Origin of the sequence: Photorhabdus luminescens subsp. luminescens, assembly GCF_001083805.1 — a bacterium.
GTDB classification, from domain to species: domain Bacteria; phylum Pseudomonadota; class Gammaproteobacteria; order Enterobacterales; family Enterobacteriaceae; genus Photorhabdus; species Photorhabdus luminescens.
This window is the reverse complement of the sequence record NZ_JXSK01000006.1, coordinates 1-18,598: the sequence shown is the minus strand read 5'-3', so window position 1 is coordinate 18,598 and position 18,598 is coordinate 1. Positions and strand designations below refer to the sequence as shown.

Sequence of the window (18,598 nt, the reverse complement as noted above, 5' to 3'; positions counted from 1 at the left end):
TTTATTCATTCTCAGCAGCTAATGGCAATTTAATACGAAAACATACGTCAGCAAATTCGCTCTGAATTAATATCAGTTCGCCCCCCATACGCTTAATACAATCTTGCGCAATACTTAACCCAAGACCGCTGCCTTTCACTGCACCTTTACGCTGGAGCGTTCCTTGATAGAACGGTTCAAAAATCATACTGCGTTCTGATTCAGGAATTGGCGTACCTGTATTAGCAACATTAATCTGAACATATTTGCCAACCTGACGACTTGAAACCCAGATGTTACCGGATTCGGCGCCATAGTGCACCGCATTAGAGTAGAGATTATCGATAACCCGCATTAATAGAGTAGGCTCTGCCCATAAAATATCAGCATCAAGCTGAGTTTCCGTCCGAATATTCTTCGATCTCGCAGGTAAGCTGTGGGATAAAACCACTTCATTAACAATTTCCCGCAGAGAAACCTGCCGTTGCTCCGTCGGGCCATCCGCCAGTTTACGGTTATAATCCAGTAATTGCTCGATCAATTGCTGTAAATGTTTACTACTATTATCAAGAATAGCAACCACTTCTTGCTGATCGGCCGTTAATGGCCCTGCCACTTCATCAGCCAGTAATTCTGTCCCTTCTCGCATACTTGCCAGCGGTGTTTTCAGTTCATGGGAAATATGACGTAAAAACTCATGACGCTGTGATTCCAGCCAGGCTAAACGTTCACTAAGCCAGATAATCCGCTGCGCTAAAGAACGGAGTTCTCGCGGCCCCTTAAAAGAATCTATACGCACGCCTAATGATTGCCCTTCTCCCAATCGGTTAATCATACGTTCAATCCCTTTAACCGGCCCGATAATCATGCGAGTAAATAACGCGACCAATAACGCACTCAGTAGGAATAAAATAAGACTCTGCCAGCCAAAAAACTGCCCTTTCTCAGCGATATCTCTCTGTAGCTGTTCTCCCCGGCTGAAAATAATATCACGGGTAGCCTGTACCATCTGGCTATTAGCATTGGAGAATTGTTCCAGTAATTGAGCGGCAGCTTGAGTAGGTTCACTATTAAGACAAGTGATCTTTGTCAATTGCGATAATAAACTGTTAAGCGTCTTAATATATTTTTGATCATCAAGTATAGCCATCTGATCTTTCAGCATTTTAGAATATTGCCCATATTGCCTTTGGTAGAGGTTTTCCAACGTCTTATCCCCTAACACGCAATATTGGCGGTAACTGCGCTCCATCTCCAACGCAATACCTGTCATAGCCTCACTGCGGCGGGCATCCGCCAGCGTGGTACGGTTTATATCAGCCGCTTGCTCACTGAGTTGATCAAGACTCTGATAAGCCTGATAAGCCAAAACCAACAACGGCAATAACACCAGCCAGAAGGCCATGACAACTAATTGGCGCAATGAGCGCGGAAATAAACGCCATTTTTTCAAGGAAATCATCTCGTAACCTGTCAGTACACCAATGCTAACCGACAAAGGGCGGATAGAAAAACCCATCGGCTGATAAATTCTGCTGTGACTGAAAATCAGTTTAGATGCAAACAGTACAAAGGGGCAGGTAAACACCTGAGCGATGACGGCGGGATAACAGTTTTTGCTACTATCCCGCCAGTGAGGATACTTATGCCTGTTGTTTATCTACAGTCAGGCATAGGTGGTGCCTCACTCCACGTGTCGCCCGATGTTTGATAAGGCTCGAAAGCGATATCACTGAGTTGGACGGTAGGCACCTTACTTTGGCATCATTCGATAGTTTATGTGGCATTTCTCCACCTAATGTGGGCCGACATAAGAAGTTGAATGAGCAACTGTGCCAGCTTAATGCAGATTCTATGCCAATATTAAAAATTTAATTATAACTAGCTGTTTTTACTATAGAAAAAATTAAACGTAACGTTTTAGCAACCAAACAGCTTATTTTCCGGTATGAGTAAAATTTATTTTTTGTCGCCAATTAAAGACACCTAAAATCATGAAAATAAAAATAGATTAAAATCAAACAATTAAGTGTCTCCTTTTTGAGACATCTATAACGCGTGTTTGTCGGGTAATTGAGACAATGAAAAACAGAGTTAAATTTGTGACAATTTACCGAGCCAAAATTTTCACATCTTAATCACCAACACTAATATCATGTCACTGGCCTATATATCTGGCCTTTATCAGCCAATGATGTACCATCTATGCCTACTCTCTTTTGCTGAAAAGGATATAAAATCAGGACGAATTGTGTCATCTAATACACTTTAAAGATATAACATAGGTATAGAAAGAGATGTTGGCATTGAAATTGAATAATTTTCTAAAGAGAACATTCATCATATTGGTTTGCTTTGGGGTAATTTCAATTATCCCTATTTTATTTGTGAATGTTAACTTTTCATATACGAAAAATGACTTTATTAAATATAACATATTTACTTTTGATGAAATTAAAAGGATGCCATTTATTTCGAGTGATTATATTATTTATTACGACTCACCAGATGGAACAAAACCAATGATTAATGAAATTGTATTTTCTAATGTCAATCCAAATCGTAAAATAGAACTAATAAACTACATTGAAAATATAGGATTCCTAAAAAATAAAGATGATTATTGGCATAAAGGTAATATTTTCATAAATATAAAACAAAATGACACAGAGCGTACTATTTTGTTTTCAGTTGAGAAGAATTAGGAAATATTATTTTCTAGTATCTAGGAGGGAGAATTCCACAGATTTTGTTAAAAAACCACTTAATTACCCTAACTACTTACGAGCATTACGGAAAATTCGCGGCCACGGACCATCTTCGTTCCATTCATTTAGATGCTATAAATTTCTGACAATGTATTTTGGCGTTCCATAAAAAATATACTCAAACTTAAATTATCATTAAAAAATTCTATTTTTTAACATTTTTTAGATAAAAATAACACTAGAATGTATAATATACACTCAATTTAGACTATATTTTTATGAATACTATTTAAAAAACATCTTAAAAATGCCCCAAAAATGTCTTAAAAACATCCGAATTAAGCTTATTTAATACAAATTCCACCTTACACTATTGCCTGATTAAACTATTCGAGTTGTAAATTTAATTTTATGTTCTAGCATTATTGGAGGCTTCCACCTATATCGAGTTATGAGTAATATTCACTATGCAACGATATTTTTATTAATTTGGAAAGGGTAAATAGAAATGAAAGTTATTGTTATTGGAGCAAGCGGTACAATAGGAAAAGCAATCTCGGAAGAATTAGAAAAAAATCACGAAATTATTCGTGCTGGAAGGAATGGTTTAGATGTTGTAGTTGATATCACTTCCGTTGATAGCATTAAGCGTATGTATGAGAAAATTGGAAAAGTTGATGCCGTAGTCAGCGCAACAGGTAGCGCACATTTTGGATCAATTGCAGAATTAACTCCAGAGTTAAACGAAATAGGAATAAACAGTAAACTTAAAGGCCAAATTAACTTGGTACTGCTAGGGATGGACTATATTAACGATGGCGGAAGTTTTACTTTAACAACTGGAATTATAATGGACGATCCTATCCTACAAGGAGCATCAGCAGCTATGGCAAATGGTGGTATCAAGGCATTTGTAAAATGTGCCGCAATTGAAATGCCAAGGGGAATACGCATAAACAGCGTTAGCCCTAATGTCTTACAGGAATCATTGGATAAATACGGTGAGTTTTTCCCAGGTTTTAACGCTGTTCCTGCAAGCCGTGTAGCTCTTGCTTTTAGGAAAAGTATCGACGGAGCTCAAACCGGACAAAACTACGAAGTTTATTAATTTAGAAAAAAGAATATAAATAACGTTTCATCATTCTGCTACACATGGCCTTCTTCAACTCATTATTATATACCCAATGGATTTCAAGATGCATCGCGACGGCAAGGGAGCGAATCCCCGGGAGCATAGCAAACTATATGACCGGGGTGAGTGAGTGCAGCCAACAAAGAGGCAACTTGAAAGATGACGGGTATATCACCAGGCCATCCAAACATAGCCGTTTATACCTCTGGATGGAATGCTAAAACAAATAAAAAAATGGCTTCAATTGTGATCTTATATCAATTACGAAATAAAGAATCTCAATGAAGCCAATCTATACTATCGCCTAAAAAAACAACCTGATTACCCTAACTGCTTACGAGCATTACGGAAAACTCTCAGCCACGGGCCATCTTCGCTCCATTCATTTGGATGCCAAGAGTTATTCACCGTACGGGATACCCTTTCTGGATGCGGCATCATCACGGTTGCTCGGCCATCAAGGCTAGTCACTGCGGTAATGCCATTCACTGAACCATTTGGGTTAGCTGGATAGTTTTCCGTGACCTGACCATAGTTATTCACATAACGCAGCGCCACTAATTGGTTGCTTTCAAGCATCTCAAGATGCTGTCTATCACGGAATTCCACTTGCCCTTCCCCATGAGAAACCGCAATCGGTATACGAGAACCCACCATATCTTGCAAGAACAGTGATGGGCTGTCCGTAATTTCCACCAAACTGAATCGTGCTTCAAATCGTTCTGAACGGTTACGGACAAAACGCGGCCAATGTTCCGCCCCTGGGATCAACTCCCGCAAGTTAGACATCATCTGGCAACCATTACAAACACCAAGCGCCAAGGTATCAGGTCGTGCAAAGAAAGCGGCAAATTCATCACGAACACGCTCATTGAACAGAATTGATTTCGCCCAACCTTCACCTGCCCCCAATACGTCACCATACGAGAAGCCACCACAAGCAACCAGTGTCTGGAATTGGCTTAATCCAATACGTCCAGACAACAAATCACTCATATGAACATCAATCGCCTCAAAACCTGCTCGGTGGAACGCCGCGGCCATTTCAACATGGGAGTTAACACCCTGTTCACGCAGTACAGCCACCTTCGGCCTTACCTGCTGCAAAATGTAAGGCGCTGCAATATCTTCTGAAATATCAAAGGTCAGTTTTACATTCAGTCCAGGGTCCTGATTATCTTGTTTAGCCTGATGTTCTTGATCTGCACACTCCGGGTTATCGCGCAGACGCTGCATTTGCCATGTGGTTTCTGCCCACCATAAACGCAAAGTACTGCGATTCTGACGATAAACTTCAGTGTTGCCGCTAAAGATCACAAAATCATCACCTGCTTTGGCTTTACCCAGATAATGCACGCAATCAGCCAGACCATGTTGTGCCAAAACGCTTTCAACAAATCCTCTATCCGATGCTCGAATCTGAACCACCGCGCCCAACTCTTCGGTAAAGAGCGCAGCCAGAATATCTTCATCAAACACGCTGATATCAGCTTCAATGCCACAATGCCCGGCAAAAGCCATTTCAGCCAAGGTTACCAGTAAACCACCATCAGAGCGGTCGTGATAAGCCAGTAATTTTTGTTCCGAAATCAGTTGCTGAATCGCATTGAAGAAACCAGCCAATTGCTCAGCACTACGTACATCTGCGGTTTTATTACCCAGTTGACGGTAAACTTGCGCCAATGCGGTACCGCCCAATGCGTTCTTTCCTTGCCCCAGATCGATTAATAACAACACATTATCTTCATCGGTGGAAAGCTCCGGCGTGACGGTACGGCGGACATCTTCCACTCTGGCAAAAGCGGTAATCACCAGTGACAAAGGCGCCGTCATTTCACGCTCCTCGCCTTGGTCATGCCAACGGGTTTTCATCGACATGGAGTCTTTACCCACCGGAATAGTCAGCCCTAACGCAGGGCACAACTCCTCACCCACCGCTTTAACCGCCGCATACAAACCAGCATCCTCGCCAGGATGACCCGCAGCAGACATCCAGTTAGCTGAAAGTTTAACGCGTTTCAAATCCTGGATATAAGCAGAAGCGATATTGGTCAGGGCTTCACCAACCGCCATACGAGCGGAGGCAGCAAAATCCAGTAGCGCGACCGGCGCACGTTCACCCATAGACATTGCTTCGCCATAGTAGCTATCAAGGCTGGCAGTGGTAACAGCACAGTCCGCAACCGGGATCTGCCACGGACCAACCATTTGATCGCGAGCAACCATGCCAGTGACAGAGCGATCGCCTATCGTGATCAGGAAGGTTTTTTCTGCCACCGCCGGCAAATGCATAATGCGTTTCACAGCTTCCGCCAGATCGATATCCCGGCGCTCAAGGCTTTCCCCCCTTGCTTTTAATGTATTGACATTACGCAACATTTTTGGCGTTTTACCAAGCAGTACATCCAGAGGCATATCAATTGGCTGGTTATCAAAATGTTCATCATTAAGCAGTAAATGACGTTCCTCTGTTGCCTCGCCGATAATGGCATAAGGCGCACGCTCACGCCGACAAATCTCTTCAAACAACGGAAGTTGTTCCGGCGCGACAGCCAGCACATAACGCTCTTGTGATTCATTACACCAAACTTCCAGCGGACTCATCCCCGGTTCATCATTGAGAATTTTACGTAACTCAAATCGTCCGCCGCGACCACCATCACTGACCAACTCAGGCATCGCATTGGAAAGCCCACCCGCACCCACATCATGAATAAACAGAATCGGGTTGTTTTCGCCTAACTGCCAACAGCGATCGATAACCTCTTGACAACGGCGCTCCATTTCCGGGTTATCCCGTTGAACCGAAGCAAAATCCAGATCCGCGTCAGATTGCCCCGATGCCATAGAAGATGCGGCCCCGCCACCCAAGCCAATGTTCATGGACGGGCCGCCAAGCACAATTAGTTTTGCGCCAACGGAAATTTCACCTTTTTTGACATGTTCATCACGAATATTACCTATCCCACCCGCCAGCATAATGGGTTTGTGATAACCCCGTAATTCGCTGCCGTTATGACTGTTTACTTTTTCTTCATAGGTACGGAAATAACCCAACAACGCCGGACGGCCAAATTCATTATTAAATGCCGCGCCGCCTAAAGGGCCTTCCATCATGATATCCAAGGCACTGACGATACGCTCCGGTTTACCGAAATCCTCTTCCCACGGCTGCTCAAAACCCGGTATCCGCAGATTAGATACTGAAAATCCCACCAGACCCGCTTTAGGTTTAGCGCCACGACCGGTCGCCCCTTCATCGCGGATTTCACCACCCGAACCCGTCGATGCTCCCGGCCAAGGCGAAATCGCCGTCGGGTGATTATGGGTTTCAACTTTCATCAGAATATGGGCCTGCTCCTGATGGTAGTCATATGAACCGTTTTCCGCACTGGCAAAGAAACGGCCAACAGCAGATCCTTCCATCACTGCGGCGTTATCTTTATAGGCTGACAGGACATAATCAGGTGTCTGCTCGTAGGTGTTTTTAATCATTTTAAACAATGATTTTGGCTGTGCTTGACCATCAATAATCCAATCAGCATTAAAGATTTTATGACGGCAATGTTCTGAATTAGCCTGAGCAAACATATAAAGCTCAACATCTGTTGGATTACGCCCTAATTTCTGGAAAGCGTCCATCAGATAATCAATCTCATCCGAGGCCAGCGCCAATCCAAGTTCAATATTGGCAGTTTCTAACGCACCGCGTCCTGCTTGCAGAATATCAATGCGTTTTAACGGAACCGGTTGTTGATGAGAAAACAATTTTTCCGCCTGTTCCAATTGAGTAAAGACCGTTTCCATCATCCGATCATGCAGCAATGATGACAATATTTGCCACTGTGCATCACTCATTTCACCACTTTGGATGTAATAAGCCACGCCGCGCTCCAGACGCACAACCTGGGACAGGCCGCAATTGTGAGCAATATCCGTTGCTTTGGAAGACCACGGAGAAATCGTTCCCGGCCGAGGCGTCACTAACAGCAATGTACCTTGGGGTTCATGTTCAGCCAGCGAAGGTCCATATTTTAATAATTGTTGTAACTTTGCTGAATCAACATCACTCAAAGGTGCATTAATTTCTGCGAAATGAACATATTCCGCATAAATATCATTGACCGGAAGTTGCTGTTCTTGACACACAGAAAGGAGTTTAGCGATACGAAATGCAGATAAAACAGGTGAGCCACGTAGAATTTTCATAGTAATCAATTCTCTCATCTTAGAAGCAAAGCTTAATAGATGTCTAAGGGGAAATGAGCCCATTATAGAGGATTGTCACCCATGACGAAACCGTTTGCGTGACGATTATTACAGCCAATTATCCTATGGCTAAGTCATGAAAATAGTATCAATTAAGTTGCACAGCCAGTTTTTGTTCCGCAAAATACCCAATCACTGGAAATTTAACCATAACAATATAGCGCGTTTCCACATAGTGCCATACCGCGTCATACAGAGATAACCGTTTGAATAATATAAAAATAAATTATTTCGTTATCATTGTTATCGCTCTTTTTTCTGCCGCCATCATCAGTCTGAACATCAGTTGGCCGAATAAACAACAGGAGCAGATCAACAGGATCATGGCCAGAGGAGAGCTACGGATTAGTACCATTAGCTCACCTCTGATTCACCTTACCAGTAAGAAAGAACCCAATGGATTTGATTACGAGCTGGCACAACGCTTTGCTGATTATCTTGGCGTCAAATTGGAAATTAAATTCAGAAAAAATATCAATCAGTTATTCGATGACCTGGAAAAGGGTGAAGCTGATTTTCTGGCCGCCGGTTTGACCTATCATCAAGAAAGATTGGCTCAAACCCGCGCAGGTCCAGCTTACTATTCTGTCTCTCAACAACTGATTTATCGCAAAGGAACTCCACGCCCTCGCTCTTTTAAAGACTTAAAAGGTAAACTGCTAGTCGCTTCTGGTTCTGCTCATGCCAGCACATTGAAAAAGCTAAATACAGATTTCCCTGAGCTCGAATGGAAGGAGACACAGCAATATAACACTCGCGAACTACTGGAACAGGTATCAGAAGGTAAACTTGATTATACGTTAGGCGACTCGATTAATATCGCGTTACAACAACGTACTCACCCTAATCTGGCCGTTGCTTTTGACGTTAGCGAAGATAACCCGCTGACATGGTATTTAAAACGCATTGACGACTACAGCCTTTATGCTGCCATGCTGGATTTTTTCAGCCAGCTAACGGAAAAAAATGTCATGCCACGATTAGAGGAGAAATACTTTGGTCACGTCAACTCATTTGATTATTTCGATACACTCTCTTTTTTAAGCGCCATCAATAATATTCTGCCGACTTATAGGCCGCTATTTGAAAAATATTCTGGTGATATCAGTTGGCAACTACTTGCTGCCATTGCCTGGCAAGAGTCTCATTGGGACCCACAGGCAACCTCGCCCACGGGTGTACGCGGCCTGATGATGTTAACCAGCCAGACAGCTAAAGGGTTAGGCGTTGTTGATCGCCTTGATCCAGAGGAGAGTATTAAGGGAGGCGCGATCTATCTGCAAAATCTAATGAAACGATTACCTGAAAATATTCCTAAAGATGAGCGTATCTGGTTCGCACTGGCTGCTTACAATATGGGTTATGGACATATGTTAGATGCCCGCAAGCTGACGGCATCACAGAAAGGAAATCCTGATAGTTGGCTCGACGTCAAAAAACGGCTCCCGCTATTAAGCCAGAAAAAATATTATACAAATACCACCTATGGCTATGCCCGTGGACATGAAGCTTATCGCTATATTGAAAATATTCGCCGTTATCAGCTCAGTTTAGTCGGATATTTACAGGCCAAAGAAAACCGGAAAAAATTAATTTCCCAAGAAAACCAACCAAAATAAGTAAACAAATATAAGGCTCTAAGGAGTCAATTACAGCCATTATATATCCTCAGTTATATTATGTTTGACAGCTAATCCAACTAACCATATTAAATTCATCATAACACTATCTCTCCCAGAGGATAAATTATGATTAATTTAGATATTAACGAACAAAATAAAATTATGGTCGTCAGCAGCCATGTATTTAGCTCGACGACGGCGAATGGTCGTGCCTTTACAGAGTTAATAGAAGCATTAAAAAAGAACAATTTCGCTGTTATCCTGGCTGCGACATTTCAAGACGGCATAGCCACAGTTTGTTCTGATTCCTCACTATGCTGTATTTTTGTTGATTGGACTTCAGGAGATAATAACTATGAATCTCATAAACAAGTCCTAGAATTACTGAAAGAAATACGCAAACACAATACAACCATTCCGGTATTGTTGACCGCGGAATATTCCAGCATCGACACGCTGACGCTTGAAGTCATGGGATTGGCAGATGAATTCGTCTGGATGCTTGAAGACACGGCTGGATTTATTGCCTCTCGCGCCAGTTCGCTCATTAAGAAATATTATGCCCAATTATTACCGCCTTTCACGCGTGCATTACTGCAATATACCCAAGAATCACCGGAATATTCCTGGACTGCGCCGGGACATCAAGGCGGTGTCGCGCTGACTAAGACGGCGGCAGGAAGAGAATTAATTAATTTCTTTGGGGAAAACTTATTCCGGAGTGATATTGGCATAGAAAGAAAAACACTTGGCTCGCTGCTAGATCATACAGGCGCAATTAAAGAGTCAGAAGAATATGCAGCAAGGGTTTTTGGCGCACATCAAAGTTATTGCGTCCTTAACGGCACTTCGGGTTCTAACCGTATTATCATGGGCGCCATTATTGGCGAGAAAGAGATTGTTATATGCGATCGCAATTGCCATAAATCCATTGGACAAGGTTTAATAATGACTGGGGCTTTGCCCATATATCTTATTCCTCAACGCAACCGCTATGGCATTATTGGCCCCATACCCAGAGATCAATTTCAACCAGAATATATCCAACAAATCATTGATGAACATCCGTTAAAAGCAATCGCGATAGACAGCAAACCTGTTTATGCGGTCGTGACCAACTGTACTTACGATGGAATATGTTATCACGCAGAACAAGCACAAAATTTACTAGCAAAAAGTGTTGATCAAATTCACTTTGATGAAGCCTGGTTTGCTTATGCTCGTTTTAACCCTATGTATAAACATCGCCACTCAATGCGTGATGACCCAAATGATTTTGACAGTCATGGCCCGACAATATTTGCCACTCAATCCACGCATAAAATGCTGGCAGCATTATCACAATCATCCTATATCCATATCCGCAATGGTAAAAAACCCGTTGAACATTCTCGTTTCAACGAGTCTTATATGATGCATTCCACAACTTCACCGCTATATTCGCTGATCGCCACTAATGAAATTGGCGCGGCCATGATGGATGGCCCGCAGGGACAAAGACTGATACAAAATGCGATCAATGAAGCCGTAGACTTCCGTCTGACATTAGCAAAAACCCATCATCAATTTAAACAAAAAGATGATTGGTTCTTCTTGCCCTGGAATGCCAGAGAGATTATCAGCGCAGATAGCGGTAAATTAATTCCTTTCCATGAAGCAAACAGAGAACAATTGGCAACAGATCCTTCCTGTTGGGTATTAAAAGAGGGAGATAAATGGCATGGATTTACCAATCTATCAGAAGAATGGTGCCTGTTAGATCCAACAAAAGTCGGTATTTTATGTCCAGGAATGAATGATAATGATGAATTGCTGGAAAATGGCATTCCAGCCGAAATTCTTTCCGCTTATCTCAGCCAGCATGATATTGTGCCGGCACGCACCACCGATTTTATTGTTCTTTGCCTGTTTTCTATCGGCGTCACCAAAGGTAAATGGGGAACGTTGATCAATGTATTATTGAATTTTAAGAAACACTATGACGCTAATACTTCACTTAAACAATGTTTGCCAAAACTCGCGAAGCAATACCCTGAATATTATGAAAATATGGGGCTCAAAGATATTTCGGATAAAATATTTGGGTATATAAAAGAATATGAAATAGATATTGAGCAAAAGAAATCATTTAGCCAATTACCTGAGATAGTGAAACTCCCCCGACAAGCACACCTTGATCATATGGCAGGCCGTACTGAACATATACCGCTTAATAAACTGGCAGGGCGCATATCGGCTGTTAGTGTCATTCCTTATCCACCAGGTATACCAATAATCCTACCAGGAGAACGTTTTGGTGATGAACATGCGCCCCGATTACAATATATTCGCCAGATTGGTGAATGGAATCAAAAGTTCCCAGGCTTTGAAAAAATCCTGGAAGGTGCAGAGATGATAAACGGCGAGTACCATATATGGGTACTAAAAGAGTAAACCAATAATATCTATTGATTTTCTTCCTGCCGTTTTCTGGCGGCTTTTAATGCTTTATGTTGCTGCCGACGTTGTCTGAAAAAAGCGCTCAACATCGTCGAACATTCCTCAGCAAGCACGCCGCTGGTAATATCAATTTGATGATTCATGCCAGGATGGCGCAATATATCAACCAAAGAACCTACGGCGCCAGTTTTCATATCACTGGCGCCATAAACCAGCCGCTGTATTCGGCTATGTATCATGGCGCCAGCGCACATAGTGCAAGGCTCAAGCGTGACGTATAAGGTGGTATTTATCAAACGATAATTTCGTAACTGCTCTCCCCCTTTGCGCAATGCAATAATTTCAGCATGAGCAGTAGGATCATGCGCAATAATAGATTGATTCCAACCTTCCGCAACGATTTTATTATCAGCAACCAATATAGCGCCAACAGGTATTTCCCCCTGTTCTTGCGCGTTCATTGCTCGTTCTATCGCCTGCTGCATCCAATATTCGTCACTATATATCTCAATCACTGCGGTATCTCATTTGATTACATCAGGGACAATTATAACGATTTGTTTTACCTGTTTTCCAGATATATTTTCTTATTAATCCATTGGGAATATACTCTCGAGATAATTTTATATATCCATTATTACTATAATATCAAAAAAATTAATAGGAAAATATATAACGTCATTCTATTCCATGACATTAACATATTCCATTTCAATAATAAGCCGAAACAAGTTCGGCTTATTATTCATTCTAAAACATTAATTAAAAACCGATTGCGAAATAATCTCCATATACATAAGTATCATTAGCAGATAACTTGATTTCAGTTCCATAAGCGTTAACTGTTCGCGCAGCAACCCAAGAATCAAAAGTATTCAACGTTCCGTTAGGCGCTGCTGACATCGGAAATATCCAATCACCAACAGGTGACATAAAAACCTTCAAACAACCACGCTTAAAAGGTGTTGGTAAAACAACCTTGTTTCTCGCTAACGGAGTAAAATTATGTCTTCCCCATTGAAGTATTAATCCACCCGGCAGTTGTTGATAACCATTAGGTGATAAATTACCAGGAAGTTGTTTATTCATGTGGCATTGTAATGAATCAGTAAACGTCTGATTAAGTGTTGCCAAATCACCATTATCCAAAACATCCTTGCCACACTGCGTGGACATAAAATTAGCCACAACAGAGGCTATTGTCGATGACTGTCGTAATGCCTTATTTAATACATGCGTGGTAAGACCTACTGGGGGAAATCCAGTCTGCAACTCTGGACTATTTTCATATAAATATTGAGACACCACATTAGCACCATCTTTAATAGAAAATGCTTTAAAATCATTTTTATTACTCATTTATTCCCCTTAAAAAATAATAGATTTCATTTACTAAAAACTTACTTACATAGAAATTTTCAAATACAAAGCTAACATCTGCGTGCAAACAATCAATAAATCTATTTTAACCATTATATTATTAAAGAAAATACACTAAAAAATTGTAATAACAAGGAAACAATATGATGATAGAACATAAGTTTAATTAAAAATAAGATTTTAAGAGTTAACTATATTTTTCGCATATAAAAAGGCTTATTTAATATCACTGATGCTTCGGCACGAAAAATAATAAAAGTTTTATTCCCAACCAAAAAATAAAAAACCATCTATGAATGTATGTTAAATTAACAAATTATCTAACCCTTTTTCATTACATTTCTGGATTTCCAGTGATAAACGGAATTACTATCCCACTTTAATATTAACCAACCCCATAATCCCAGTGTCGCTTTACAATCAACCAATGCTGAACTGATATCACCGACTTTTATTGCATTTCCCATCAAGAAAAAATATCGGGCCAAATAACCCGATATTGCTACCCATTAAATTACCTGAACAAAACGACCATTAATTAATGAAAAGATTGGTGCGACGGTAGCCAGAATAGTATCGCCATCTTCATCAACATAATAGTAGGATATTGGGGAATTTTCTGGATCTGATTTATTCACCAATCTGACCATTCTGCCCTGATTCATTATTTTAACGGTATAGTCATCCCAATTAATTGGCTTCATTTTGAAACCTTTTTCGTTGATATCACTGTAAGCAGATTGATCAGCAAAAATACTCTCTTCACTTTCATTAGTAGCCCAAGCCCAAGCTTTGAGCGCAACTTTTTGTTGTTCCATAAGAGTATTTATATCTTTGGCATTATAAGCCTGCCAGACCGCCATATAAGCCTGTTGCAATTGCTGACGCTGTTCAAGTGTATCCGTGTAAGGGGTTGCTTTCACCCATTCCCAATCAGGTAAGCCACTGATTCTTACACTACGGCTAAATCGGTACAAAGTCATATTAGGAGGAAATTCTTTCGGATTAAAATACTTTTTCTCTACATGCCCATCTTCTATATTTTGAGCCTGTACCACATGGCGCACTACCGGTGTGCTAATAGCAGCATATTTCGCTTCATTCGCGGGTGTTGTTGCCACAGGCTGACCATTTTTATCAATTGCCACTTCAATTGCCGTCAGTACTTCACTTTTTTTACCACGCATAGCCGTCAGTTCCAGCGTACATTTGGCCTCAGGGTTAAAATGATTGCGGTCTTTATCTGATAACGCATCTGAGGAAAACCAACCCAGAGCACCAAACTCCAGACTGACTTCATTTTCACCATTTGCCATTAATAGCATAGAAGCTGTGCTGGAGGTACCAAATCCCCGGCCTTCCAGGGCTGAATCTCGGTTATCCACTCCCGTTACGCCATTGGTTTTGATGTCACAAAAGGCATATTGGATATCGAATAAACTGCGAATATATAACCGCGGCTCACTTGCGTTAGCATCAGACATAACAATCACTCCTAACAATAGTAATAACAATTTTAATTTCATTTTTTATCCTTTCATGCGTTTTTACATTCTTGGAAATCCGGTAATAAATGGAAGGTTATCCATCTTAGGTTTAAAGTTAGGATCATAACCCATTTCCCATGACGCTGTTTCAGCGCCTGGAACAATCTCGGGACGAACCACAGACCGTTCTTCTCCTATCAGATTAATTCTTAACGGAGACTCACTGGCTTTTAATGGATCGGCAATAACCCACTTCTTTTTGACTTTAAATAAGTTTTTTGTACTATCCATTTTTTTATTCTTTTTCTTTATATCCACGTCTACCGCAAATTCCGCAACAATCCCATTGTGGTAGCCAGCCAGATCGATCCCTTTATCATGTTGATCAAGTTCAAAACCCGCCGCTGTTTTTACAGCCACGCCGCTCCCATTGCGACTTCCATTATCATAATATGAGTCTTAAAGGCGACATTCATTTTTCCCTCCAGACTCAATTTCAAATCATTCTTATTACCGGCGTCAAAAGTCCACTGCTTTTGTTTATAAGCGGCACCCAATTGAAAGGACAAATTGCATGTCAAAATAATGCAACATTCCAGATCTAAATAGTTTTTATCATTTGAATTCCTGCGGGCCACCGCCTCCCTGAATTTGGCTGCCACACGCTCTATCTTGCAATACGCCGCTCCCATTTGGATAAGATCCAGTTTTGCCGTCATCCCCAAAAAAGGAGCGGCACTGAAACCCAAAAAATGGGTACGGTCATCCATCAAAGTGGTTCGGTCATAAGCATAAGCCAGTCCAATATTGATGGGGTCCACCTTGAGCTCAAGCAGTTGGTAACTGCGGGTGCCTTTTGAATCCGGATCGGGGGCCAGGTATTCTTTGGTATAACCCAGTAACTTTTCCACCCGATTGATGGCCTCTAAATTGGGCAGGTTTTTCCTCACCTTATTAATTTCCGCAAACTTCGCCGAATAATCCATATCCTGAACCTTTAAAGCATATTCGACGTTAATGGCCGTCTGTCGGGTCAGATAAAATGGGTCTGTATGGGTTGTCCACCCACTGCGCAGTTTATTGCCATTTTTAGGCTTGACATTTTCCATCGCCTGACGCGCTTTTTTCTGTTCATCACGTCGCTCTTTTACAGTGCGTTCTCCATGAGAAAAATCAAAGCTCAATCCAACCGAAACCATAAAACTGACCGACGGGTAAACCGCTATCGTCGCGTACTGTTGACTATCCAGGCAGCCCTGGGTTATTAACTTATAATAACGCGGTTCACTGTAGATATCTGTCGGGTTGGCAAGATTAGATAAATAAAACCAGACACTTTCCAAATCACTTTCAATCTCAGCGTCTGCCAACTGATCTTTATAAAATAATGTCACCTCCTGCGGAGCATTAAATTCTAGCGTTTTCTCTTTCTGTCCCCCCGTTAGCACCGCATGATGTTTAGCCGCATTATTACATTTAGTTTCAATCTGTATCGTCCCTTTTTGACCTTTTCCATGATCAATCAGGCTCATCTTAATTGCCGGCTTTTCAGGCCAAATCTGAGTATTCTGACCAAAAGTGACGCTGATTTTATAAATACAGGGGTCCGGGTTGTCGCATGTCATGCAGGCAACACCGGCACGGGATGAAATAGTTTGCTCAGCCATATCAATTACCTTTTAATTACCTAATCGGGGATAAAACCCAATTCGCTTTTTAATAATGTTTCCATCCGATAATAACCCGGCCACTGGGGGTCTCTGAGTGCGGTTAACCATGCCCGCGGGATTTGCTCAAACTGATTGATATGTCTCTCCATCAGTAAATAGAGAAACCCTCCAATGGCGCGTTCATCAGTGATTTCATTATCACGACAAAAATAAAAACAATCCTCTGCTAAGGTTTTATGTTGAATAAATGTCGCCTCATCTACTTAAATGATTACCGCACATATTCACCGGCATATTCATTAACCAAATTTTTCGCTGTTCAACATATGAGCGGGAGAGTAGAAGATGGAAGAAATAATCAACTTATTTTTTATAAAAAATGATATTTTATTCTGGTGAAGAACAGGGATTTTGGAGGAAAATTTCAATATATTGAATAGGTTACATTAAAATGAATTATACCCGCTATCTTTCAAGTTGCCTCTTTGTTGGCTGCGCTCACTCACCCCGATCACAGAGTTATCTATGCCCCCGGGGATTCGCTCCCTTTGGGGATTATAATCAGTATGCTTTTATTGATATCCAACCCAGCGAAACTCAATTTTTCCGAGAAGTTCCTAGCCCGGTTTACTTCTACAAAGTTGTAGTTATCAATCTCAGTAACTACCAACACGCGGAAACTGAAATTACTGAATTCTTATTTAGAAATAAGACATTAATAACTTTGATATATTTTCGACCAAAAAAAATATTGAATATTTATTACTACCAACCACACATAATACACATAAATAGTCAGAATTCTGAGTTATAAAAGTATTTCATTATTCTTTTTACGAACTAGACTATAAATGGTAGGAAACTATTTCTACAACAATTCAATGTACAAATCATCAAATACATCATTTAACTCGAGGAAAATATATGAGCCCCAAGAATGATTTTAAAGCTTTTTCTACTAGTAGTAATGCTAACGTAGTGAGCCAAGAAAGATACGAAGAAAGCCTGAGTTTGTATTCTGGATTTCCTCCAGATAATGTTCCCACTCATTTATTAAATAAAGTACTACGTCAATCGTCAACAATAGCGTCTATTGTGGCTAATTTCATCGCGACACAATCTGGCAGTGATATTCTCGATGATGGCGATACCGCTAAACTCACTATCCAATTAAATAAAGCGTTAGAACAAAAAATTACAACACAAATTCCCGATGCCTCATTAGTACAGAAAGGTGTTGTTCAACTTACAAATGTGGTTGGCAATAGTAATACATTGGCTGCAACTCAGAAACTTGTCTCCGATATAAATGATAGAATTAATCAGATTCCAAATATGTCGTCTTTCACTGCAAATTTAACTCAGAATGGCTGGCAAAAATTACCGTCAGGTTTAATTGAAATGTGGGGAATGGGTAATGCTTCTTATGGTGGATATTTGAATAATTTTCCAATACCGTTTCCAAATCAATGTCTTAATGTCACATTAACTCATTATGGTTATGGTCCTCAGTCAGCAGGCGTATTTTCAGTAATCGTAGAAAATCAACAGCAGTTCAAATGTTATAGAGGCATAAATGACAACCAACCTTATGTTCTGACATATTTTAGAGCAGTAGGATATTAATTTAATAAAATCAAACCACTACAATTACTTCATTAAAATTAGCGGAAAATTATAAACAATAAACCCCATGTATTCAGTATATTAGATATGGAATTATTTTCACAATAATTCCATATGCTATTTATAAAGTTTATCACTTAACTTGAGAAGTATAATATGAGCCAAGAAAAATATGAAGAAAGTCAGAATTTGAAGACCAAGTTTACACCCGATTATATTACCACTAAGTTAATACTGGATATATCCTCTATACTTATGGAACATAACATAAAACAAATATAATAAC

At 40.7% G+C, this 18,598-nt stretch carries 12 protein-coding genes; 5 read left to right on the top strand and 7 right to left on the bottom strand.

The window, feature by feature from the left end; translation table 11 throughout:
- Position 1: 1 nt before the first annotated feature.
- Positions 2 to 1,441 (bottom strand): sensor histidine kinase, encoded by a 1,440-nt coding sequence (locus tag TI10_RS14835; protein WP_049584195.1) that lies wholly within the window; start codon positions 1,439 to 1,441, stop codon positions 2 to 4.
- An 835-nt stretch (positions 1,442 to 2,276) separates the two neighbouring features.
- Here TI10_RS14835 and TI10_RS14830 point away from each other — a divergent pair.
- Both TI10_RS14830 and TI10_RS14825 read left to right on the top strand, forming a co-directional pair.
- A complete protein-coding gene (locus TI10_RS14830) occupies positions 2,277 to 2,684 on the top strand; it encodes a hypothetical protein (RefSeq protein WP_074525119.1) in 408 nt (135 codons plus the stop codon).
- Between the two features lie 511 nt (positions 2,685 to 3,195).
- Entirely contained in the window at positions 3,196 to 3,795 is a 600-nt protein-coding gene (locus TI10_RS14825) for a short chain dehydrogenase (protein ID WP_049584193.1), read from the top strand.
- A 345-nt stretch (positions 3,796 to 4,140) separates the two neighbouring features.
- On the opposite strand, the gene purL is transcribed toward TI10_RS14825, so the two are convergent.
- On the bottom strand, positions 4,141 to 8,028 hold the full coding sequence (gene purL, locus TI10_RS14820) for a phosphoribosylformylglycinamidine synthase (protein ID WP_049584192.1): 3,888 nt from the start codon (positions 8,026 to 8,028) through the stop codon (positions 4,141 to 4,143).
- A gap of 266 nt (positions 8,029 to 8,294) precedes the next feature.
- Here purL and mltF point away from each other — a divergent pair, with 266 nt between their 5' ends.
- Positions 8,295 to 9,707 (top strand): membrane-bound lytic murein transglycosylase MltF, encoded by a 1,413-nt coding sequence (gene mltF / locus TI10_RS14815; protein ID WP_049584191.1) that lies wholly within the window; start codon positions 8,295 to 8,297, stop codon positions 9,705 to 9,707.
- A gap of 129 nt (positions 9,708 to 9,836) precedes the next feature.
- Positions 9,837 to 12,143 (top strand): Orn/Lys/Arg family decarboxylase, encoded by a 2,307-nt coding sequence (locus tag TI10_RS14810; RefSeq protein WP_053093454.1) that lies wholly within the window; start codon positions 9,837 to 9,839, stop codon positions 12,141 to 12,143.
- 11 nt (positions 12,144 to 12,154) lie between these two features.
- On the opposite strand, the gene tadA is transcribed toward TI10_RS14810, so the two are convergent.
- From tadA to TI10_RS14790, 5 genes are all read right to left on the bottom strand, one after another.
- Complete coding sequence (gene tadA / locus TI10_RS14805; protein ID WP_074525118.1) at positions 12,155 to 12,664, bottom strand: tRNA adenosine(34) deaminase TadA; 510 nt, start codon at positions 12,662 to 12,664, stop codon at positions 12,155 to 12,157.
- Between the two features lie 247 nt (positions 12,665 to 12,911).
- Complete coding sequence (locus tag TI10_RS26060; RefSeq protein WP_244161609.1) at positions 12,912 to 13,508, bottom strand: gp53-like domain-containing protein; 597 nt, start codon at positions 13,506 to 13,508, stop codon at positions 12,912 to 12,914.
- Between the two features lie 530 nt (positions 13,509 to 14,038).
- Positions 14,039 to 15,055, bottom strand: a complete 1,017-nt coding sequence (locus TI10_RS14795) for a hypothetical protein (RefSeq protein ID WP_040152451.1) — start codon at positions 15,053 to 15,055, stop codon at positions 14,039 to 14,041.
- Positions 15,056 to 15,076: 21 nt separating this feature from the next.
- A complete protein-coding gene (locus TI10_RS26055) occupies positions 15,077 to 15,436 on the bottom strand; it encodes a hypothetical protein (RefSeq protein ID WP_074525117.1) in 360 nt (119 codons plus the stop codon).
- Positions 15,427 to 16,683, bottom strand: coding sequence for a hypothetical protein (locus tag TI10_RS14790; RefSeq protein ID WP_244161608.1), 1,257 nt, complete (start codon positions 16,681 to 16,683; stop codon positions 15,427 to 15,429). Before TI10_RS14790 ends, TI10_RS26055 begins: the two co-directional genes overlap by 10 nt.
- 927 nt (positions 16,684 to 17,610) lie before the next feature.
- Between TI10_RS14790 and TI10_RS14785 the strand changes: the two genes are divergently transcribed.
- Positions 17,611 to 18,312 (top strand): phage tail protein, encoded by a 702-nt coding sequence (locus tag TI10_RS14785; protein WP_049584189.1) that lies wholly within the window; start codon positions 17,611 to 17,613, stop codon positions 18,310 to 18,312.
- The last annotated feature ends 286 nt before the right edge of the window (positions 18,313 to 18,598 follow it).